24 protein-coding genes are annotated in these 20,637 nt (G+C 63.8%); 8 read left to right on the top strand and 16 right to left on the bottom strand.

All coding sequences use genetic code 11. The features are described 5' to 3' along the window. Positions 1 to 60 precede the first annotated feature (60 nt). The gene (locus ACFVSJ_RS21565) at positions 61 to 897 is read left to right on the top strand and encodes an alpha/beta fold hydrolase (protein WP_387439184.1); all 837 of its coding nucleotides are present in this window, start codon (positions 61 to 63) and stop codon (positions 895 to 897) included. A 78-nt stretch (positions 898 to 975) separates the two neighbouring features. Here the strand turns inward: ACFVSJ_RS21565 and ACFVSJ_RS21560 are convergent, their stop codons facing one another. The 9 genes from ACFVSJ_RS21560 to ACFVSJ_RS21520 all read right to left on the bottom strand — a co-directional run bounded on the left by ACFVSJ_RS21560 (position 976) and on the right by ACFVSJ_RS21520 (position 7,085). Beyond that, positions 976 to 2,508, bottom strand: coding sequence for a CHAD domain-containing protein (locus tag ACFVSJ_RS21560; protein ID WP_387439138.1), 1,533 nt, complete (start codon positions 2,506 to 2,508; stop codon positions 976 to 978). A 90-nt stretch (positions 2,509 to 2,598) separates the two neighbouring features. Beyond that, positions 2,599 to 3,084, bottom strand: coding sequence for an SRPBCC family protein (locus ACFVSJ_RS21555; protein ID WP_387439137.1), 486 nt, complete (start codon positions 3,082 to 3,084; stop codon positions 2,599 to 2,601). Positions 3,085 to 3,151: 67 nt separating this feature from the next. Next, positions 3,152 to 3,523 (bottom strand): hypothetical protein, encoded by a 372-nt coding sequence (locus tag ACFVSJ_RS21550; RefSeq protein ID WP_387439136.1) that lies wholly within the window; start codon positions 3,521 to 3,523, stop codon positions 3,152 to 3,154. Positions 3,524 to 3,649: 126 nt separating this feature from the next. Then, positions 3,650 to 3,985: a PRC-barrel domain-containing protein gene (locus ACFVSJ_RS21545; protein WP_387439135.1), complete on the bottom strand. Its 336-nt coding sequence runs from the start codon at positions 3,983 to 3,985 to the stop codon at positions 3,650 to 3,652. Next, entirely contained in the window at positions 3,972 to 4,394 is a 423-nt protein-coding gene (locus ACFVSJ_RS21540) for a hypothetical protein (RefSeq protein ID WP_387439134.1), read from the bottom strand. Before ACFVSJ_RS21540 ends, ACFVSJ_RS21545 begins: the two co-directional genes overlap by 14 nt. Further along, positions 4,394 to 5,623, bottom strand: a complete 1,230-nt coding sequence (locus ACFVSJ_RS21535) for an Nramp family divalent metal transporter (protein WP_387439132.1) — start codon at positions 5,621 to 5,623, stop codon at positions 4,394 to 4,396. Before ACFVSJ_RS21535 ends, ACFVSJ_RS21540 begins: the two co-directional genes overlap by 1 nt. Continuing rightward, a complete protein-coding gene (locus tag ACFVSJ_RS21530) occupies positions 5,620 to 6,075 on the bottom strand; it encodes a hypothetical protein (protein WP_387439131.1) in 456 nt (151 codons plus the stop codon). Before ACFVSJ_RS21530 ends, ACFVSJ_RS21535 begins: the two co-directional genes overlap by 4 nt. Before the next feature lie 26 nt (positions 6,076 to 6,101). Further along, positions 6,102 to 6,305 carry a hypothetical protein gene (locus tag ACFVSJ_RS21525; RefSeq protein WP_387439130.1) on the bottom strand — a complete coding sequence of 68 codons (204 nt, stop codon included), beginning with the start codon at positions 6,303 to 6,305 and terminating at the stop codon, positions 6,102 to 6,104. Positions 6,306 to 6,656: 351 nt separating this feature from the next. After that, the gene (locus ACFVSJ_RS21520) at positions 6,657 to 7,085 is read right to left on the bottom strand and encodes a hypothetical protein (protein WP_387439185.1); all 429 of its coding nucleotides are present in this window, start codon (positions 7,083 to 7,085) and stop codon (positions 6,657 to 6,659) included. A gap of 59 nt (positions 7,086 to 7,144) precedes the next feature. Between ACFVSJ_RS21520 and ACFVSJ_RS21515 the strand changes: the two genes are divergently transcribed. The 3 genes from ACFVSJ_RS21515 to ACFVSJ_RS21505 all read left to right on the top strand — a co-directional run bounded on the left by ACFVSJ_RS21515 (position 7,145) and on the right by ACFVSJ_RS21505 (position 9,255). Then, positions 7,145 to 7,789 carry a thymidylate kinase gene (locus ACFVSJ_RS21515; protein ID WP_387439129.1) on the top strand — a complete coding sequence of 215 codons (645 nt, stop codon included), beginning with the start codon at positions 7,145 to 7,147 and terminating at the stop codon, positions 7,787 to 7,789. Between the two features lie 179 nt (positions 7,790 to 7,968). Next, complete coding sequence (locus ACFVSJ_RS21510; RefSeq protein WP_387439128.1) at positions 7,969 to 8,319, top strand: hypothetical protein; 351 nt, start codon at positions 7,969 to 7,971, stop codon at positions 8,317 to 8,319. 159 nt (positions 8,320 to 8,478) lie between these two features. Next, entirely contained in the window at positions 8,479 to 9,255 is a 777-nt protein-coding gene (locus tag ACFVSJ_RS21505) for a phosphatase PAP2 family protein (RefSeq protein ID WP_387439127.1), read from the top strand. Positions 9,256 to 9,261: 6 nt separating this feature from the next. Here ACFVSJ_RS21505 and ACFVSJ_RS21500 read toward each other — a convergent pair whose 3' ends face one another. Continuing rightward, complete coding sequence (locus ACFVSJ_RS21500) at positions 9,262 to 9,999, bottom strand: NUDIX domain-containing protein (RefSeq protein ID WP_387439126.1); 738 nt, start codon at positions 9,997 to 9,999, stop codon at positions 9,262 to 9,264. Positions 10,000 to 10,099: 100 nt separating this feature from the next. Here ACFVSJ_RS21500 and ACFVSJ_RS21495 point away from each other — a divergent pair, with 100 nt between their 5' ends. Both ACFVSJ_RS21495 and ACFVSJ_RS21490 read left to right on the top strand, forming a co-directional pair. Further along, positions 10,100 to 11,134 carry an SPFH domain-containing protein gene (locus tag ACFVSJ_RS21495; RefSeq protein WP_387439125.1) on the top strand — a complete coding sequence of 345 codons (1,035 nt, stop codon included), beginning with the start codon at positions 10,100 to 10,102 and terminating at the stop codon, positions 11,132 to 11,134. Positions 11,135 to 11,144: 10 nt separating this feature from the next. Continuing rightward, a complete protein-coding gene (locus tag ACFVSJ_RS21490; RefSeq protein WP_387439124.1) occupies positions 11,145 to 12,047 on the top strand; it encodes a hypothetical protein in 903 nt (300 codons plus the stop codon). 257 nt (positions 12,048 to 12,304) lie between these two features. On the opposite strand, the gene ACFVSJ_RS21485 is transcribed toward ACFVSJ_RS21490, so the two are convergent. Both ACFVSJ_RS21485 and ACFVSJ_RS21480 read right to left on the bottom strand, forming a co-directional pair. Next, on the bottom strand, positions 12,305 to 12,907 hold the full coding sequence (locus ACFVSJ_RS21485) for a DUF305 domain-containing protein (RefSeq protein WP_387439123.1): 603 nt from the start codon (positions 12,905 to 12,907) through the stop codon (positions 12,305 to 12,307). A gap of 180 nt (positions 12,908 to 13,087) precedes the next feature. Beyond that, positions 13,088 to 13,474, bottom strand: a complete 387-nt coding sequence (locus tag ACFVSJ_RS21480; RefSeq protein ID WP_387439121.1) for a DUF6153 family protein — start codon at positions 13,472 to 13,474, stop codon at positions 13,088 to 13,090. Positions 13,475 to 13,768: 294 nt separating this feature from the next. Here ACFVSJ_RS21480 and ACFVSJ_RS21475 point away from each other — a divergent pair, with 294 nt between their 5' ends. Both ACFVSJ_RS21475 and ggt read left to right on the top strand, forming a co-directional pair. Continuing rightward, positions 13,769 to 14,674 (top strand): patatin-like phospholipase family protein, encoded by a 906-nt coding sequence (locus tag ACFVSJ_RS21475; RefSeq protein ID WP_387439120.1) that lies wholly within the window; start codon positions 13,769 to 13,771, stop codon positions 14,672 to 14,674. A gap of 125 nt (positions 14,675 to 14,799) precedes the next feature. Continuing rightward, positions 14,800 to 16,656 (top strand): gamma-glutamyltransferase, encoded by a 1,857-nt coding sequence (gene ggt / locus ACFVSJ_RS21470; RefSeq protein WP_387439119.1) that lies wholly within the window; start codon positions 14,800 to 14,802, stop codon positions 16,654 to 16,656. Positions 16,657 to 16,678: 22 nt separating this feature from the next. Here ggt and ACFVSJ_RS21465 read toward each other — a convergent pair whose 3' ends face one another. Genes ACFVSJ_RS21465 through mpaM form a run of 4 tightly spaced genes read right to left on the bottom strand, consistent with a single transcriptional unit; the run spans position 16,679 to position 20,597 of the window. Next, entirely contained in the window at positions 16,679 to 16,879 is a 201-nt protein-coding gene (locus ACFVSJ_RS21465) for a hypothetical protein (RefSeq protein ID WP_387439118.1), read from the bottom strand. 48 nt (positions 16,880 to 16,927) lie between these two features. Beyond that, a complete protein-coding gene (gene mpaP / locus ACFVSJ_RS21460; RefSeq protein WP_387439116.1) occupies positions 16,928 to 18,514 on the bottom strand; it encodes a daptide biosynthesis intramembrane metalloprotease in 1,587 nt (528 codons plus the stop codon). 47 nt (positions 18,515 to 18,561) lie between these two features. Next, on the bottom strand, positions 18,562 to 19,782 hold the full coding sequence (locus ACFVSJ_RS21455; RefSeq protein WP_387439115.1) for a YcaO-like family protein: 1,221 nt from the start codon (positions 19,780 to 19,782) through the stop codon (positions 18,562 to 18,564). Next, positions 19,779 to 20,597, bottom strand: coding sequence for a daptide-type RiPP biosynthesis methyltransferase (mpaM, locus tag ACFVSJ_RS21450; RefSeq protein WP_387439114.1), 819 nt, complete (start codon positions 20,595 to 20,597; stop codon positions 19,779 to 19,781). Before mpaM ends, ACFVSJ_RS21455 begins: the two co-directional genes overlap by 4 nt. Positions 20,598 to 20,637 lie beyond the last annotated feature (40 nt).

Below are 20,637 nucleotides of genomic sequence, written 5' to 3'. Positions count from 1 at the left end.
GGGGGAATTCAGTAGGCTGGAATGGTTCCACCCCAGAACCGCTATGAAGGGACCGAAGTCTTGGCTTACATCACCGTCGGAAACGAAAACAGCACTGAGATTGAGCTCTATTACGAGGATCACGGGTCGGGACAGGCAGTGGTCCTGATCCACGGCTACCCGCTGGATGGCTCCTCCTGGGAGAAGCAGACCGCGGCCCTCCTGGACGCAGGCTACCGCGTGGTCACCTATGACCGCCGTGGCTTCGGCAAGTCCAGCAAGCCCACCGTTGGCTACGACTACGATACGTTCGCTGCGGACCTCAAGACCGTCCTGGAAACCCTGGACCTGAACGACGCCGTCCTGGTGGGCTTCTCCATGGGCACCGGCGAGGTTGCCCGGTACATCAGCACGTACGGCTCGGCACGCGTGGCGAAGGCAGTGTTCCTTGGCTCGCTGGAGCCGTTCCTCCTGAAGACGGACGACAACCCGGACGGCGTTCCCCAGGACGTCTTCGACGGTTTGGCCGCGGGCGTCAAGGCGGACCGCTATGCGTTCTTTACCGAGTTTTTCAAGAACTTCTACAACACGGATACCTTCCTTGGGACCCAGCGCCTCAGCCAGGAGTCGGTGGATGCCAGCTGGAATCTCGCAGCAGGCTCCGGCGCGTTCGCGTCCGTTGCGGCGCAGCCGACGTGGCTCACGGATTTCCGGTCGGACATCCCCAAGATCGATGTTCCGGCCCTGATCGTCCATGGAACCGCGGACAACATCCTGCCGATCGATGTCACGGGCCGCCGTTTCAAGGATGCCCTGCCCAGCGCCGAGTACCTGGAAATCGAGGGCGCCCCGCACGGGCTCCTTTGGACCCACGGCGCGGAGATCAACGAGGCTTTGCTGGGCTTCCTGAAGAAATAGGCCGTACCTAAGGGTTTGTGCCCCCGGGACATTCTCCGGGGGCACTTCCCTTTTAACTGCTATTTCTAGAGTTAACTGCTATTTCTTGAGCCGGAGTTTGCGGGCTTTCTTTCCGCTGCTCAGGTATTCCTTTTCAGAGGCCTCGGCCAACGCCCGCTCGGCCTCGTGAAGCAGCCCATAAGTGAACGCCTCCCTGCCCGCGCCCGCTGCCGAACCCAGTTTGAGGAGTTCCGCGCGGGCCACGGCACTGTCCTGGTGCTCGCCGAGGATTCCCTGCACGGCGTGGGCGGCGTCGGACAGCTTCGCCGCACGCTTGCCGTGGACGCTCTCGACGGCCGCCGCTGCAAAACGCAGCTTCTTGGCCGCCTTCCGGACATCGTGGAAAGCCTTGTCACGCGAAGGTCCGACGGCGGCAGCCACCGCTGCGTCGTGGCGTTTGGCCAGGCGCTTGACCGCTTTATTGACGAGTTTCCGCGTGGCCTTCCTCGCTCCGGGAGTCACCGATGGGGCCACCGGAGGCGCGTCCAGGAAGGCCTCGAGTTCATCGAGGAGGCGGAAGTAGCGGGGGCTGTTCAGGCGGGAGTGGATGGCGGCGAGCGAGGTGTCTTTCCGAACCTTCATTCGCTCGTCGAGATCGTCTTTCAACGGACCGAGTACCAGTTTTCCGGGCAGTTCGTCCAAGGACTTCCGGAACCGCTCGTGCAGCACTTCCGCATCACGGTAGCGCCCCAGCGTCTTGGCCAGGGATTGCAGCCCCAGTTCGAGCTCTGTCACGGGATAGGACTTGAACAGTTTGCGGTAGCTGTGGAGTACTGAACGGATGCGCCGGGTTACCGATCGCATCTGGTGGACGGAGTCTTCGCGTTCCAAGCGAACATGTGAGTCCATCAGGAGCAGCTTGGCGACTTGCTGGTCCAGGTAGTTCAGCACGGGAATCACCGCAGGACCCTTGCGTTGGGGAATCTCACGGCCGGTCCCCCTGGCTTTTGGCCACAAGTCTCCGAAGGCCGTGGCCAGCTTGGACGTGCGTTCGCTGGGATGCGCCCCGGTTTTGGCCAGGAGCGCCGACGCGGCGTCAAGGAACGCCTCGCCAGCAGCGTCATCTTCGTCGCCGGGGGCCAGTTCCACTTCCCATTCCCGCCAGCTGTGGGCGTGGCCGCCACCGAGCGAAACCAGCGCCTGCACGTGGTCGTCGACGAACTCGGCGATGCGTTCGCCGTTGGATTGGTAGAGCGGGTAGCTGGTGCGTTCGGTAGTGAGCGTTGCTACCGCGGAGACGGCATGACCCCGGGTGTAAGCGAGGATCCGCGCAGTAAGTTCTGCGGGCACGGTCTCAGGTTGGCCGAGCGGGGCGTGGATTTCGGTGCGTTTGCCTGGGCTGTGCGGTACCTTGAGGTGCCATCCGGCGTCCGGTCCGCCGGTTCGTCTGCGCAGGGTGATCCTCCGCGCGGCCAATGCCAAATCCTGGGTATCGAAATAGACCGCTTCCAGCTGGTGGACGGCCGGTTCGCCCACCTTGGCGACGCCGTCGATCCCGTGGAGCTCCGGGAGCGGGGTTGAAGCGTCAGCGTCGAATTTTTGCTCTACTTCCAGGCTGGTGGACTTGGCCATGACTTCGGGTCCTCCCGTATTTGGAGTACTTGATGAAGGCGCCCGTGAAGGCCGGCCCGTTCGCTTGGCCGGCCTTCACGAGGATTGCGGTTATACCAATGCTCCTCCGCCTTCGTCCACATCGCCACCCGCAACTGTGCCCCGCCAGGCCCCGGTTTCGTGTCCTTGGGCTTCAATGAATTTCTTGAACTTGTCCAGGTCCGCGCCAACGCGCAGGCTGTCCGCTCCCACCGCGGAGCCGGCCTTCTCGGCCAAGCCCTCCGGCTCCCACTCGATCTCAACATTGACCCGTGTCCGGGTTGCTTCGAGAGGCTCGAACGTCACCGATCCGGCGTTGCGGGGCCCGTCGACGCTGGCCCAACTGACCAGGGAATCCGGGACCTGTTCGATGATCTGGGCGTTGTAGTCACGCTTGACGCCACCCACATTCGTGGAGAAATGCAGCGCTGTATCGTCGATCTGCTGGACCGATTCCACGCCGTTCATGAACTCGGGGAAGCTCTCAAACTGGGTCCACTGGTTGTAGGCAACGGAAACGGGGACGTCTACTTCAATTGATTTGTTGACGGTAGCCATAAATTGTTTCTCCTTCAGTGCTGTGGTGCATGTCCGCAGGCACGCAGGGTGCCTTCATCCGGACGGGCTAGCCTGCGTTGAAGTCCTCTTCATCGTCATCGTTCGGCGACTGGTCCTGTGGAAGATTGTTGCCGCTGCCATCAGGCAGGGACTCCGCGTCGGGTTCCAGGTTCTGTTCTTCGCGGGACTGCTCGTCAATACCCCCAAAGCGACCGGCCCCTGGTTCGCCGGCGCTGTCGGCATCCTCCGGGTCCAGATGGCTCAGGTTCGGAGCACCGGTTTGGTAGGTCTCGCCGTCGGGGCTGTCCTGGCTCAGTCCGGCCTCGCTGAGGTCTTCTTCCACGCGGGGCTGGGCCTGCAGGCCGCCGGCTTCCTGCTCTGCCGTAGGAGTGCCGTAGCCTCCGGCTTCCTCTTCAGGTGTCGGGTTCTGCCTGTCCATGAGACCTGTCCTTTCCATGTGGTTAAGCAGCTTAATGGAACACTTCGAACTTATAAGGGTACTTAGCGTTGTGTCCACCGTTTACGGAAAATACTCAGCAAACTTATGAATTTCCCGTTCCAGGCGCTATCGTGTGAGCCCCGATTCATACGGCGTGAACTCCGGACGCAACGTCACTCCCCCGGCGCCCAGCACTGCTATGTCTTCCCACAGCACCATGAACGAGCCTCTGTGGCGCCACCGCAGCAACTGTGCCAGGGGCCACGGTTGGGTCAGGTTTTGCCGCTCAAACCCCAGGAACGACGAGGCCGTCCTGGGACTGACGATGATCCCCACCAACCGCGCCTTGCTGAGGAGTTGCCCGGGGGCCGCGTCCACCGCAAAGCGGACGTCGGATACTTCGCCCACACGCTCGCCGCGGCTGTCCAACACATCGGTTCCCAAGAGGTCACTCAGGATCATGGCGCCCTCCCGGAATCCGTCCGATCACATGGTTCCGCAGCCATTGCTCCACCCACGAGGCATCCAGCGAGTCAGAGCGGACGCCCACCGTCAGCACCGTATCCACGCCGGAGACCACCTCCCAGGGGATCCTTATCAACCTGCTCGACGGCGGCCTTCCGCCAAAGATGCGCGTCCCCAGGACCGGGCCGGTCAGCAGGGCGGTGATGTACGGCGGGTCGGAGCCTTCCGGAATCGGCTCGTCAGGAGCAGGTCCACTTACCTCGACGTCGTCAACCGTGGTGACCGGAACGCCGTCGACATCCAAAACCTGGCGGTCCAGCAGATGCAATTGCGCATCCAGCACCAAGCCGGCCGGCCGCGGTGCGGGCCGGAGTTCGCTGGCCTCGACTCCCTTGGCTTTGGCCATTACGCACCTGCTCCCGTCGCGATCATCAGGGGGATGGCCGCGATCGAAGCCACCAGGATGATCACCAGGTAGATCATGCCGGCCACGTTGACCGCGCGTTTGTTGACGTACTTCCCCATGTACTGGGGGTCGTTGGCCACGATCAGGATGGGCAAGTACGTCAAGGGCAGGGCGATCGCGGAAAAGACCACGGAATACTCGGTCACCAGAATCGGATCCACCCCCGTGGCCAGCACCGCGACGCCCACCAACAGAACCACGATCATCGAGAGGTGGAACCGCGCCGCCTGCGCAGGCCGCCGGAACTTCCCCCAGGACCAACCGAAGTACTGCGCCAGCGTGTACCCACTGGACAATGTGGTCTCCAGGGCCGCGCCAAACGTTGCCGCCACCACGCCCAATATCAGCACAGCCAGGGCAAGTTGCCCGCCGGCCTGCGCCACGGGCAGGACCACCTGGGACAAAGTGGTAACGCTGATGCTGGCAGGCAGAAGAACGACGGCGGCGCACGCGGCGATGGCGAGCGAGAGGAACCCGCCGAGCGGGAAGCCAAGAAGGACGTTGAGGCGTGCCTGGGCGAGGTCCTTCACCTTCCACCGCTCCTCGACGGCGCCGGAGGAGAAGAAGAAGACTTCATAGGGGGTCATGGCAGCGCCGAAGAGTGCGATTGCGTAGTACCAGTACGTTCCGCCGCTCTCCCCGTGCGAAATCGACGGCGCCAGTGCCTGGGTAGCGAGCTGGCCCCAGTCCGGCTTGAGAAGGAACAACGCCACAGCGAACACCACCAGCGTGAGGCCCACGAGACCCGTGACGTTCTCCATGATCTTGAACTTCACCCGCCAAATCACCAACCAGACGGCAAGCAGCGCAACGGGAACCCAGAGCATGTAGGCCACGCCGCTTGCCAACTGCAAGGCAAGCGCGATGCCACCAATCTCGGCGGTCACTGTCATGAGGTTGATTAGGAAGGACGCGCCCAAATTGGCCAGTCCGGCGCGGGCCCCCATGCGTTCACGGATCACCTCGAACGTTGCGCGGCCTGACACCGCAGCCACCCTCCCGGACATGTTCGCGAAGAGGCAAATGCCAACTACTCCCACCAGGACTACCCAAGCGAGGGACATTCCGAAGCGGGAGCCCACCACGGCGTTGGTCACCAGATCCCCGATGTCGACGAAGCCCCCGATTGCGGTCAGGATGCCCAGTGCAACACCGAGGAGCCGTTTCACTGGATGCCGGCCTTGGTCATGAGCGCGTCGAGTTGGTTCGAGGCGTTGTGCAGTTCGTCCAGGACGGGGACCAGGGAGTTCTGGGCGGAACCGGACTGGCCTTCCTCTGGGCCTCCCGTTGGAGCCGTCAACGCATCCCGGGCGTGAAGCATGGCACGGGAGACGGTGGAAAGGGTTCCCAAGACGTCGTCCCGGAGCTTTTGCTCATCGGGTGTCGAGCCGGCAAACGCCTTGACCTGGTCCATGGCCGATTCCAACTGCTTCACCATGTCGTCCGCCGTCGTGGTGCCGGCTGCCGCCGTCGTATGCTCCTTGATCCTGAGGTCCACCGCAAGGCTGGTTGTCCGCACGGCGGATGCCGCATCCTTCAAGGGACCTTCCAGCGCTTGGCTGGTGGGCGGCTGCGCGCAGGCCGAGAGAGCTCCGGCGAGCGTGGCCAGAGCAAGGAGCATTATGGCGAAATGCCTCCGAAAGCGTCTCACGATGGTCGTGGAACCTCGCAGCCGCCCTGCGGGTTCAGGCCCGTGTAATTCAAGGGTCCGGTAACGATATTCAGGGCGATGGTGGCGAATTGGGAGCACTGGGCGGGAGGTGCGCTGTAGTACCCGCGCTGGCCCGCAGCTATTGCCCCAATGACGAGCCACACAACAACGATCAGCCCGATAAATGAACCGATACGCATTTTTCCTCAATCGATTCAGGGACTTTCCGCGCAAGGCGGGATCGGGAACGGCCGCGGGCAAAGTGTTCCTGCCCGCGGCCGCCAAGCCCGATCAGTCCGTCGGATTGGTTTCAGTCGTCAAACCGCGGTCATCCGCAGTTTGGTCATCTCTTTCTTCAGCCGGCCCGGGCGGGTCCGCCGACTTGTTCTCGCCGACATCGGCGGCATCATCCGGTTCTCCCCCGGATGCGGCGCCCGCGGGCACCTGAGCATGTGGTTCAGGTGAGCCAAGATCCCTGGGGATCGGTTGGCCGGGCGTCGTCACGCCGTCGTGGACCTGGCTAAAGCCCCCAGCTTCCACGGGGTCCGAAGTCATACGCGCGACCGCCCCCGTCCCAGAACCCATCCCAGCAAGGCCAGGACAAGCAGGATAATTCCTACCCACAGCAAGAAACTAAGGGCTTGGTTGAATCCACCAACCAGCAGCAGAACGATCGCAATGACCCCTGCAATAACCAATAGTGTGTTCATAAAGCTACGCATCCCTTCAAACAAATATGTCCAGTTAGGAAGGCGTCCGCTGGAACTCCCTTCGAAGCTCCACCCCATGGCAACGGGCACCGTACGGAGAAATGCCTCTCCTTGTTTCGTACTTACCCATAACGGCTGCGGTTCAAACAAAGCATCCTTTATGGGAAGCACGTGCACAGCAACATAATAAGCATGCTTTGTGTTTTCGCGAAGGGGCACGCCGAGATATTTAACGGTCACTTCACGCCGCTGCCCCACCGTGATCTGCACCTCAAACCGGCACGGGATGGGCCCCTGCCTCGTTGGTAAGAGGACGAAGGGAGGCCCCTATGCTCATGGTTCTCACCGGAATCGACGGATCAGGAAAGACGACGGCGGCGCGCGCCTTGGTTGCCGCTACCCGGAGTTCCGGGAGGGCGGCGCTGCTGCTCAGCAACCACGCTGCACGGCGACGCCTGTCGAACATCAGCCGGCGCATCGGATGGCGCCTGCCGTCGCGCCTGGCCGACGCCTTGGAGACCTCGATCCGCGTGTCCAATGTGCTCGTTTCGCATGTGCGGGCCCGGTTGTTTGCCCGCCGGCACCCCGGCGGACTGGTGGTGATGGACAGGCACCTCCAATGCCAACTGGCGCTGCGCGGGGCCCACGGCCTGCGGCGGGGAAAGCTGATCCCCTGGCTGCTGGATCGGCTCCCCGCACCCGACGCGTTGGTGTTCATCGATGCCGCGCCCGAACTGGCCCACCACCGGGTGGCGGTTCGCGGCACCGACGAAGAATCGCTGGACCACCTCGCAGCTTTTCGGGCCGCTTACAGCTCAGCTCCGGGATTCGGGGAATTCGTGGTTGTCGACGCCAATGGCACTCCGGAGGAGGTCTTGGAAAAACTCGTGCGGCTGGTCGGTCCGGCCGAGTCCCCACGGCCTGGGGAATGCGCCGAGAGTCCACCGCTTTCCTCAGCCAGGGCGTACAGATAGCGGCTCAGCGGGACCTCATCCGTATACTCCGGACGCCATATCGGCAGGATCATCAGCTCACCGCCGCGGTCCAGGGTAATGGGGAACGACTGGGCTTCGCGCGACGTCCCGATCGCGCCGACCTGCCGCCGGTAACGGTACTCGAGGGCCGACGACCCCACGGGAACAACCCATGACCCGTGGGCAGCCACGTGTATTTCGTGGAACAACGCCAGCCGGCCCGAACCGTCCAGGGCCACCTCCGCGAAGGCGGTTCCGGCGTCGTGCTCCCTCGGACTGAGCTGCCCCAGGACAAAGACGCGCGGCCAGCCCGACCTTTCACCGTCCACCACGGGAAGCGGGGCGCGTCCGGACTGTCGGAGCACGGCGACCACACCACCCACCACTTCGGCGAGCTTGGGCACCACGATCGAATCGGGGGCGGACCGGGGCAGCGGCGCGCTGGAGAGCGAAGGGTTTCTGTGAATCCTGGCGTCGAAGAAGTCTCCGAACCTGCCCATGGCGGCCTCCTGGGTAGGCCCCGCTGCTGAAGCCCATACAACAGATTGCAGCCGACGCGGCCCGCTGTCCAGAGTCGGTTTTGCGCCACCGGCATCCGGGAAACGGGCCTCTGCAATACTGGAAAGAACCTCAGCCCTGTCCAGCCACCGGCAGTGCCCAACCATCCCACAACCAAGGCGGGATACCTGGTGGCACATCACGCAAGAGCCGGTTCAGCCTGGCTGCGCACCTTCCACGAGAAATTCGTGGTGGAAGAACGGTACATGGAGCCGGCTGCACGCCGAGCCCTGTTCAGGACAGCGGCGGTGCTGGCAGCCGCAGGGTTGGTTGTTTTCGTGGCGACACTGATCGGCGTCCTCCACCAGGACGGACTCGCCAGCGTCGACCAAGCGGAAGAAGCCTGGCTGTTGACCATCCGAGAGGAGTCGCTGACAGCCGCCATGATCGTTCTGGCCGTGGTCTTTGGCCCCGTAGCACTGCCCATCATCATCCTGGTTGTGACCGTGGCGTGGGGAATCCTCGCCAGGCACGCCTGGCGCCCGCTCCTCCTGGCCGCCGCCATGCTCACTGGCGTTCTCCTGGCCCAAATCATCACCCGGTTGGTTGGCAGGCACCGACCACCGGAGAACCTGATGCTTTTCGGGCCGGACGGTTCGTTTTCTTTTCCCTCCGGCCATGTCCTGGGGGCCGCCGATTTCCTGCTGGTCACCACGTTTTTGGTATTCTCCAGGCACCGGAGTCCAAAGGCAGCAGCAGCCAGCTTTGTGGTGGCCGTGATCGGGATATTTCTCATCGCGGCATGCAGGCTCTACTTGGGCTATCACTGGGTCAGCGACGCCATCGCCTCGGTGTCCCTGTCCCTCGTTGTGCTTGGTGCCGTGATTGCTGTGGACACGTGGCGGACTGCCCGGGTTCCCGGCGAACCAGTGACGGGCGTCATCTCGGGCGAGCCGCCCAGCCATTGACGGCCCCTAGGCCCTGGGGCGCATCAGCGGCGGGTTGAGGACCGCGCGGGTGGCTTGGCCCGGCGTCGTACGCGCTTCTGGCGCGAGCCTGAACAGCGCTGCCGGCCTTCCGGCGTCGCCTGCGGTCATGCGCCCGGCGTCCTCAAGGAAGCCCGGGGTACCCGTGGCCTTGCGGTGGAAATTGCGCGGGTCCAGGCGCGTCCCCCACACAGCCTCGTAGACCGCCCGCAACTGGGCAATGGTGAACTCTTCGCCGCAGAAAGCTGCCCCGAGCGGCGAGTATTCCAGCTTGGATTTGGCGCGCTCCAAGGCATCGCCGAGGATCCTGGCATGGTCGAAAGCCAGCCCTATCTCCCCCGAATTCACCCGCTCCACGGGATACCATGCCGCCTGCGCGGCATCGCTTCCGGCTGACAGCACGGGAAAGTCCGGCGCGAGCAGCAGGTGCGCCACGGTCAGGATGTCGCCACGTGGGTCGCGGCCCTTGGGCCCATAGCTGCCCAGTTGCTCCAAGTGCCCGGGCAACCGTTCGACGCCGGTCTCCTCACCGAGTTCCCGCACCGCCGCCACAATCAAGTCCTCGCCTTCCAGGACGAAGCCTCCGGGCAACGCGCGCTGGCCACGGAACGGTTCAATGAGGCGCGTGATCAGGAGGACGTTCAACTCTCCGTCGCGGACCGTGAGGGCGACGACGTCGACAGTTACCGGGAAGCGGGCCGGGGCGGGATAACTCTCTTGGGGCATGGGTCCATCGTAGGGATTTATCGTCAAGTTGACAATAATCCCGGGACCTGCCAATGTTTTGTTATCGTCAAAGTGACGACAACAAGCGAAGGAGAATCTCATGGCCACCATCAAACGCTTCCCCTGGATCAGCCACTTTCTGGGCAGCCCCACCGGGTACGTCGTCCACCTGCAAAAGGGGACGGTAAAGCACCAGGGCGTGGGCCAGGCCTTCTGGTTCCGGCCCGTAAACTCGGTGCTCAGCGAAGTGCCGGTGGACGACCAGGAACTGCCCACCCTGTTCCACGCAATCACCCGCGACCACCAGGATGTGAGCGTCCAGGCCAACGTGACCTACCGCTTCATCGATCCCGTGGCCGTCTCCACCCGCTTGGACTTCGGTCTCCAGACAACGGGTTCCGCGCCGGCAACGGGACGGGAGCAGGTGTCCACCATCATCGGGCAGCTTTGCCAGAGCCACGCCATCGACCAGATCGCGGCCACCACGCTCTCGGAGGCCCTGGAGCGCGGAGTAAGCCAACTTCGCGTTGTCCTGACCGATGCCCTGCGGTCCGACGCCCGCCTCCAGTCCACAGGCATCGAGGTCCTCGGCGTGCAAGTCCTGGCCGTGAGGCCGGAATCCGACGTCGAACGGGCACTCCAGACACCAGTCCGCGAACAGCTCCAAGCCGAAGCGGACCGCGCCGTGTACGAGAGGCGGGCAGTCGCCGTCGAACGTGAACGCACCATCTCGGAGAACGAGATGGCGAGCCAGATCGAACTGGCCGTCCGGCGGGAAAACCTCGTGGCACAGGAAGGCGTGAACGCCCGGCGCGTTGCCGAAGAGAAAGCCGCGGCAGGCCTCATTGAAGCGCAAAGTTCCGCGGAACGGCTGGGTATCGGCGCCGCCGCGGAAGCCAATCAAATCCGTTTGGTGGGTGAAGCCGCGGCCGCCCGCGAGGCCGCAACCATGGACGTGTACCGGGGCATGGAACAGAGCACGCTCCTGGCCCTCGCCTTGCGTGACGCCGCCGGTTCGCTGCCAAACATTGGCAACCTCACCATCACCCCGGACCTCCTGAGCGGCGCACTCGCTGGGCTGTTCAAGGATCAGCCCGCGGCTCCTGCCACGCCTGCCACGCCTGCCACGAAGTAGGGACGTCATCATGGCCAACCCACGCATCGTCATCGTGCACCGGCGGACCGAACTGCAGGAACTCCTGGACCGCCACTCAACCCGGGGCCAGGCCGAGTTCTTCCTCCGGACCCGCGGACGGAATGTCCAGGACGTCCAGAGCCGCCACGACCACCTCGACGCCGCCCTCACCCTGGTCCGTTCGGCAGTGCCCGCCGAGTGGCGGCAGGCCGAGGTGGAGCGCGCGGACCTGAGCAGGTTCCTGCTGGCGGCCGAGGACGTCATTGTGGTTGTGGGTCAGGACGGCCTTGTTGCCAACGTTGCCAAGTATCTGGACGGGCAGCCGGTTATCGGCGTCGACCCCGAACCGGGCGCGAATCCTGGCGTCCTGGTCCGGCACAGTCCCGCGGCTGCGGCCGCCCTGCTTCGCGGCGCGGATCCCGGGCGGCTCGACTGCCACAACCTCACCACCGTGACGGCAACGCTCGACGACGGCCAGCAGCTTTCAGCGCTCAACGAGATTTTCGTGGGACACGCCTCGCACCAATCGGCGAGGTACCAACTCACCGTTCCGAGCTTTGCGCAGCCAGAAGGGCAGACGGAACGGCAATCCTCGTCGGGACTGATCGTCTCCACCGGAACCGGAGCCACGGGTTGGTGCGCCTCGATTGCCCTGGAACGCGGCGGACGGTCCCTACCTGCACCCACCGACCCTCGGCTCGCGTGGTTCGTTCGCGAAGCCTGGCCCTCCCCGCTGACCGGAGCGTCCCTCACAGAGGGGATTCTTGGGGCTGGCGAAACCCTGCGGATCACCGTGGCTTCGGACCAGCTGGTGGTGTTCGGAGATGGCATGGAAGGGGACCGGCTCATGGCCTCGTGGGGACAGGAAATCACGGTCCAACTGGGGCAAAGGCCGCTGCGGTTGGTGGTTTAGCGGGCGGGGTTCTTTCGCAGGTACTCCCGATGTCCGGGGATGGCAAAGTCGACTCTTCCGTGGGCCGAGGTTAGTAGCGGTTAGTTTGGTTAGTTTGGTTAGTTCGGTTAGTTTCCATGCTGCCCAGCAGTTAGTACCGACGGCGGCCTGGGACGCTGACAGCACCCGCTCTCCGCTGGGAGCAACGCTGGCGACGACGGGACGAAGTGCCAGCCCGGCGCCTCCCAGACTGGCACTTCTGGTTTCCCGCAGCCTTCCTAGAGCGTGGTCAGCAGTTGCTGCATCTCCTTGATCTCGGATTCCTGGGCTTTGACGATGTCCTTGCTGAGTTGAAGCGCATCAGCGTTCTTGCCGCTGGCGGTTTCGGTCTTCGCCATGGTGATGGCACCCTCGTGGTGGGTGATCATCTGGCTGAGGAAAAGCTTTGCGGCTTCAACCCCTTGGGCCGTCTCCAGTTTGGTCAGGTCATCCTCGCTCATCATGCCGTCCATGGCATGGCCGGAAGACATAGACGTCGGCTGGTTCCAGTCCTTCAACCAGCCGTTCATCGTGTCGATTTCCGGAGCCTGGGCGGCTTTGATCCTGGTGGCCAAGGCGGTAACGCTGGCAGGGACGCCTTGCTTCTTGAGGATCACGTCACTCATCTCAATCGCCTGGGTGTGGTGCGGGATCATCATCTGCGCGAACATCACGTCAGCGGCGTTGTGGTCCGCAGCAGCGGGTTGGCTGTTGTTCATGTTGCCGTGATCCATGCCCGGCATGGACGTCCCGGACGGACCCGGAGTCCCAGAGCAGCCGGCCAGGGCAATGGCGGCTGCGATGGCAGTGGCTGCTACGGGCAAAAACTGTTTCGTGTGCATGACAATAAAGTCCTTAATGGTGGTGCAGGGACATGGCCTGCAGGATGGTCAACATCAGCGATACGTGGTCCGAGCGGTGATTCCGGGTCCGGACGCACTGTGAAGGAACGGTCCTCGAATGGTGGCCACACGGACCCGTCGGGGTTCGCGCAGTCATCGCGGGACCGGGCCTTGGACGGCCTACGTTCTGCTGATGGACAAGTCCCCCGGAGAAGGTCCGGCGGGACGGTACTGCCACACACTGGCCGAGGTGAAGTCCGCGGGCTGGAGCGTGGCAGGAAGGACTGTGATGGTGTCGGGGGCCGGAGCTGCAAGGACGCCAGCCGCAAGCGAAGGGGTGCAGGTGACGCTGGCCGCGTGCTGGTCGCCGCAATCCCCGGCGCAGGAGCAATGAGCTGAAACCTCCGCACTGGCGTGCTGCGAGTGCACCCCGGCGGCCGTGGCGTGAGCCGAATGAGTTCCCGTCATCACGTGCATGCCAAGGATCCCGGCGATCAACGCAAAGACGGCGGCGAGCAGGCCGGCCTCGCGCAAGGAGGAACGCGTCAAGGCACGTAAAGCATCCATGGCACTCCTCCTCCTGTGGTTCCAGCCTATCGGTTGGGAATGGCGGAAGGGCTGGCATCGGCACACCTGCGCGTGCGCTGGCGATAGGCAGAATACTTCCCCTGTGGGAAGTATTCTGCCTATGCCCTCCGCACCACCCCTGTGCTAGCATTCCCGGAGATCGTGACCAATCCTCAGGAGGTGAGACCCATGTACGCAGTATCCGCAATGGGCGCTCCCCAGGAGTCCACGATTTCGCGACGGATGTAGTCGCCATCGGAGCGCCAAACACGCACATCGCGAAAGGCGACTCCAATGAACACAACACTCCCCCAAGACAATCTCCACAAGCGCGCCCTGGTTCTCGGTGGCGGCGGCTCAACCGGCAACGCCTGGCTGATTGGCGTCATGGCAGGACTGGTCGAAGCCGGCCTGGACGTCAGCAAAGCCGACCTGATCATCGGCACCTCGGCCGGTTCCACTGCAGCAGCCCAAATAACCGGCGGGAATCCCGCCGAACTCTTTGCCGCCGTCGTCAATGCCGACTACCAGCCGCGGCCGCCCCGTGCCGAGCCAAACAAAGCCCGCATCCGCGGCGCATCCGACCACATGGAACGCACAGCGCGCATCATGGCCGAATCCGAAGATGCGGCAGACATGCGCCGCCGGTTGGGTGCATCGGCACTCGAACGCCAGGCGGAGCTGGATCCATCAACGCAGGATAGATGGCGCGCCACCGTGGCTAGCCGGCTGCCCGGGTCCGAATGGCCGGACACACCACTTCTCATCACGGCCGTCGACGCCCGGACGGGAGAGCCTGTGGCTTTCCACCGGGACAGCGGCGTCGAATTGGTGGACGCCGTCGCCGCCAGTTGCGCCAGCGGTTTCGCGTACGGCATTGGCCAGGGTGACTATATCGACGGCGGCTACCGCGCCAACGCCGAGAATGCGGACCTCGCGTCCGGGTACGGCAAGGTCCTTGTACTCTCGCCGTTCGGTGGAAGGACGCGAACACCGGCTGAATGGGGGTTGGACCTGGCAACGCAGGTGGACGCATTGAGGGCCGCCGGAAGCAGGGTGGAAACCATCTTCCCGGGCTCCGATGCACAGCACATGTTCGGTGCCAACGCCATGGATCTCTCCCTGCGTCCCGCCGCTGCACGAGCGGGGTACCAACAGGGCCTGGACCTGGCACCGGGACTCACCGGGTTCTGGGGATGATCGAAAGGGCCTCTAAATAAGCCAGATCCGCCGGATGAGTCAACCGTTGTTCCCCTCCTGACCCCGGAGTAGGGTGGCCGAACCGCCAACCCTCAACATCGTCTGGGAAAGATCTGGGAGACACCATGACACAGGTGAGACGTCGATTTGCTGCGGTCACCGCAGCCTTGGCCCTAAGCGTGACGAGCGGAGCGGTGGCCAGTCCGGCCTTCGCCGATCCGCGCCACACCGAGAAAAACGCCACGGCAACAGGCTATGGCGGCGCCGTCAGCACGGTTGACCCGGAGGCTTCGGCGGCGGCCATCGAAGTACTGAGGAAGGGCGGCAACGCGGCCGATGCAGCGGTCGCGGCTGCCGCCACCCTCGGCGTCACCGAGCCCTACAGCGCAGGGATTGGCGGCGGCGGCTACTTCGTCTTTTACGATGCCAAGACGGGCAAAGTGGGGACCATTGACGGTCGCGAAACAGCCCCGGCTGGGATCACCAAAGACGCGTTCATCGATCCGAAAACGCAGAAGCCGTACAACTTCACGCCCGAACTCGTCACCAGTGGCGTCTCGGTGGGCGTCCCCGGCACGCCGGCCACGTGGGAACGGGCGTTGCAACGCTGGGGAACCATGGATCTGGGCGACGCCCTGAAGCCTGCCATCCAGGTTGCCAACCGCGGCTTCGTGGTGGACAAGACGTTCCGCCAGCAAACGCTGGACAACCAACTCCGTTTCAACACGTTCACGTCTTCGCAAAAACTGTTCCTGCCCGGCGGTGACGCTCCCGCCGTCGGAAGTATCTTCAAGAACCCCGAACTTGCCGCGACGTACCGGTTGCTCGCCAAGGAGGGCACCGCAGGGTTCTACGGCGGCCAACTCGCGCAGGAGATCGCGGCCACGGTGCAGGCGCCGCCGAAAGCCCAGGACGCCACTTTGCCCGTTCCGGTGGGCTCCATGACCACCCAGGACCTGGCGAACTACAAAGCCCTGGACCAAGACCCCACGCACATGAACTATCGCGGTTACGACGTCTACGGCATGGCTCCTTCCAGCAGCGGCGGAACTACCGTGGGCGAGGCGCTCAACATCCTGCAGCCCTTCGACCTCTCCGGTATGGAAACCACGGACGCCCTTCACCACTACTTCGAGGCGAGCGCCCTCGCGTTCGCGGACCGAGGGGCGTACGTCGGAGACCCTGCATTCGTCAACGTTCCCACGCAGGCGCTCCTTGATCCGGTGTTCGGCAAGGAACGCTCGTGCAGCATCAACCCGACGGCGGCGGCCACCAAACCTGTCGCCCCAGGCGACGTCACCAAGTACAGCGGGGCCTGCCCCGGTTCCGCGGCACCGCTCGCCGATGAGAAGGACACCGAAAACATCTCCACCACCAACATGACGGTCGCGGACAAGTGGGGCAACGTTGTGGAGTACACCTTGACGATCGAGCAGACCGGCGGCTCGGGGATTGTTGTTCCGGGCCGGGGATTCCTGCTGAACAACGAGCTCACCGACTTCAGCACGGTGTACAGCGCCACTGATCCGAACAGGATCGAACCCGGTAAGCGGCCGCGGTCCTCCATGTCCCCCACCATCATCCTCGACGAGGGCAAGCCTTTCCTGGCACTTGGTTCGCCTGGTGGATCCACCATCATCACAACGGTCCTGCAGACCATCCTGAACCGCGTTGACTTGGGCATGGACATCTCGGAAGCACTCGCAGCGCCCAGGGCAGCCCAGCGGAACACGGCGAACGTCACCGCAGAGCCGGACTTCATCACCGCTTACGGACCCCCGCTCAGGGCTCTCGGGCACAAACTTGTTCCCGCCGGTGACGCCTTCACATCGGCGGCCGAGATCGGTGCTGCTACCGCGATCGAATTCGGGGAGGGTGGAAAGCTGACTGCGGCCGCCGAACCGGTTCGCCGTGGCGGTGGCTCGGCCATGGTGGTGTCCACGGACCAGCGCGACAACGGAAAGGGACCCAAGCCCAAGTAGGACCCGCACGTGCGGACCGCGATCAGTCTTCTTCCTCGCGTTCCTCGCGGTCCGCCTTGACCTCCACCATGGAGCGCCAGAACGATACTCCGGAGCCGACCACACAGATGGTGCCGGTGAAGATCAGCCAAGCGGTGTCACTTCCGTTCGAGAGGAAAAGGTAGAGGGAGTAGAAGGCCAGGATCAGGGCCAGCAACAGCCAGACGAGCGATTTTTGGTTCACGATGAGTTCCTTTGCATTAATCCGTTTCTGGTCATGGGCCGGGGCCACCTAATTCCCCGGCCAGAGTGGTGACGTGGCGACCGCATCCCACAGCCACTCCCCCAGATTGAGTTGTCGATGGCTGGTCACCTCCGCGCGTCCGGACGAAGGAAGCAATCCGTTTGCCCGGTTGTCGGCGTCGTATGAAAGGACTGGGACGGTCAGGCCGCCGAACGTCACTGGGACCACGGCCTCAAGGGGCGCGTTGGATAACGACGGCGGCAGCGAACCGAGGGTGGCCATGCCAAGTTCCCGGTGGATCACCAAACCCTGCGACTGCAGGGAGACACGATCCCCGTCCTCAAAGGCACCGTGCGTTGAACCAGCTGGGGTCACGATGTTCAGGCGGCCGTCCACCAAGGTGTACCCCGCAACCTGCTTGGACGTCACCGGCACCACGGCCAGGATCAAGGCCAGGACGCCCATTCCTCCCGCCCCTACCAGTCCGCGCCGCCAGAGCGGACTCCCATTGCGTGCTGCCCTGAGGAAGAACCGGATGACGCCCGCGGATATAGGGACCAGGAGCACTATGAGAACCACCGCCACCGCCAGGTGTCCGGCGAAGCCGAACTGCAGGAACACCGGCACCAGACGCTGGAAGCCGATGCCCATGAAAGCTACGCCTGCCACGAAGCTCGCCAAGCCAAACCATGGCAGCAACCCCGGTTTAGGCAGCACGGACCCGGCGCCAAAAACATGCACGCTGATCACTTCTCCCAAAGCCTCCATGGACTTCCTGCGGAGATAAGGAATGTCCAGGGCGGACATGAGCGCCACGTAGCCGTCCAGCTTGATGAACGGAAAGAGGTTCAAGACGGCTACGCAGTAACAAAGCACTCCATACAGGAGGGTCCCGTCTTTCAAGGCCGACCCGGTCATGAACCCCTGCATAGATAGGGCAGCACTTCCCAAACCGAGATGCACCAGCGGACCGGCCAGCGCAACCAGCACACGCTGCCTTCGTGAAGGGAGACGCCAACCATCTGTCACATCGCAAAAGAACGCCGGCGAAAGATAGAACAGCATGATGCCGATACGCCGCGGCTGTCCCCCGAAGTAGGCAAGGGCCATTCCGTGGCCCAGTTCGTGCAGGAGCGTTGAGGCAAACATGGCTGCAGCGACGCCCAGATATGCCTCCATGGGAAGAGGCGTTGAGAGGATCCGCACGATCCCGGGACCAGCGGTGCTCAGGCCTACGATGCCTGCGAGCACCAATAACGCTGCCAGGACCAGCACTTCACGGCGCGCCAGAGCCGCGACCAGGGGTCGCAGGGAATGCAGGAACACGCTTGGGTTAAATAGAGTGAACTGGACCGTCAGTGGGGCCCTGAACTGGACTCGACTGACCTTCGCACGGTGAGTGCCGACGTCGAAAATTCCCGTGTTTGCGAGCTGCTCCACAACTCCCGTGACATCGTGGGCAGTCCACGGCTCACCCAGTTGCGCCGCTACCTGCGCGGGGCCCTTCAGACCGTCTACGGTTTTCAGGACTGCAGCAACATCGGCCGATACCCGCGCCCTGGGCACACCGTTCAACGCCACGATCCATGGCGCACTGTCCTGCACCGGACGGTCAATCGATGCCGACGGAGCCATACGCACAGGCCACTCCGGGGCAGGGGTGGAGAGTTTCTTGACCTGACTCATATGAGCGGATGCGGGGTCAGCGTGCGGCGCTCGGAGACGGGACCGAACAGGGACAGATTCTTGGTCTCGTCCATGGTCAATTGCACGGCACCCGGGCAGACCACCTTCCCCGTGACCCAGCCGAGTTCTTTGATTGACGCGGGAAGCCGGTGCGTAAGGTCCACCCAATGTGAGCCGATGCCGCGTGTGGCCAAGTGCTTTACCAGGACATCGACATCCGGCGCTGGTTTAGCGAACGGAACCGGGTATGCGGGGAACGACTGCAGCCAATCTTGGAGGCTGGCCACGGCTTTCGGCGTGCTCCAAAAGTCTGCCCGTGAGGCGTCTCCCGTCACCGAATCGCCCGCACCAAAGGGCGATGGTTTCCTAGACAGGAACAGCTCGCGGATTTGGAGCCCTTCCTGCAATGCACCGAGCATGGCTGACATTGGATCGGCAGAGGCCTTGAGCCCAACGGCACCGAACGGAACTGACGACGTGGCACCGATGATGACGCAGACCGCAGTGTGGAGTGGGGCGTCGTCATTCGCCACGAAGGCCAGCGTGAGCACGACGCCTGCCGTTCTCGCAGCCTCAAGCAATACGGAAAGGCTCCGTTCACGTGACGATTCCGGCAATTCTGCGAGGTCCACCCTGCGCAAGGGCGACTGCGAGCGCCAGGCCGACAAGAAGGCGTCACGTTCCAGCACCTCGGCAAGGGCTGAGGCTTGGGCGAAACACTCCGACGGTCCGGAAGCAGCACCGTTCGGGGACGGGTCAAAATACCGTTCCCACCGCGACGGGGACGGGCAGCCTGGCCGGTAGTCCACCAAGGGTGCCGGGACCTGCGACTCGATTCCATTCAGCATGTCGGTGGCGCGATACCAAGGGACATCGCAGGCGAGTGCGGATGCACGGCCAAGCCCGGTGGTGACAAAGTCGATCGGTTCCGCACCCGGCCCCGCCACCAGGTACTCGGAGTCCATCGGAGACGGCGCCAGGGCGAACCGCTCCACGGCTTCGCCGGCGCCCCGGATCAGCGATCCCCGTCGGCGAACGTCGAAAGCCCCGACGGCGGATGCGAACCCTGACGTGGCTGACCCACCATTGGCGAGGATTGCCACAGTCCGCCAAAGCCCGGACGCATTGGGCGGATACACGGTGGCCTCGGAGACCAGGCCGCACACGGGATCCAGGGTCAGGACAGGATCGAGGGCCATTTCAGTTTCGATGCTCATTTCCCGCACACCCATAGCTCGATGTCCTTAAGCCCTGGGCTCGGTGTAGCAATCCGGACAGGCCGGCGCTCTAGGACGGTGAGTCCCTCTCCGCCAAGTTCCTCTTCGATGAGGGCGTTGCTCACGAAGGCGATATCGCTTGCGTAGGCGGACGAGCGGTACGTCCCGCCTACGTCGAAGCTGACGTGGATCATGGTCACGTGGCGGGCCCCGTTGACGGGATCCCGGCTTTCCGCCGTGATGAGGAACGAGTCCTCCCCCAACGCCGAAACTGTCGTGCCGCCGTCGTACGCTGCTCCGCCTTGGTGGCTGTCGGCGTTCAGGACTGTCAGCAGGAATCGGCCGTCTGGTGCGAGAACCTCACGGACGCGGCGGAAGAGCCGACGGCGGTCTTGCTGGCCCAGCAGCGTCACCGAACTGGCGCCGAGAACCACGCAACCGAAGCCGCCCTCGAGCCCGAAGCGGGACATGTCCGCCTCCACCAGCCCAACGTCCGCCCTTCGCGGGTTGAACGCTGGCGTGCCCACCTTGGCGCGGAGCAGTTCCAGCATCTCAAGGGAAGAATCGACGGCGGTCAGCGGACGTCCCAGCGAGAGGAGCGCCCGCGTGATCCTCCCCGATCCGGCTGCAAGTTCCAAAATGGGGCCCGTGGTCCTGCGGGCGGCCGCCTGGATTTCGGGAAGTTCAGTGAGGTCGTTGGCGGTGATCTGGTCGTACAGGCGGGACCCCGAAACGCTGTAAAGGTCTTCGGGCGGGTCCAGGTGTCCCAGGACGCGCAAGATGGCATCGGCAGTCTGGTCAGGTGCTGGGTTCATCGGCTTTTGTCCTTGGGAGTTTGCTACGGGGGGAGCACAC

This window comes from Paenarthrobacter sp. NPDC058040 (assembly GCF_042885775.1).
GTDB lineage: Bacteria > Actinomycetota > Actinomycetes > Actinomycetales > Micrococcaceae > Arthrobacter.
Note: the sequence above shows the minus strand (reverse complement) of the source record. Positions and strands in the feature narration are given on the sequence as shown.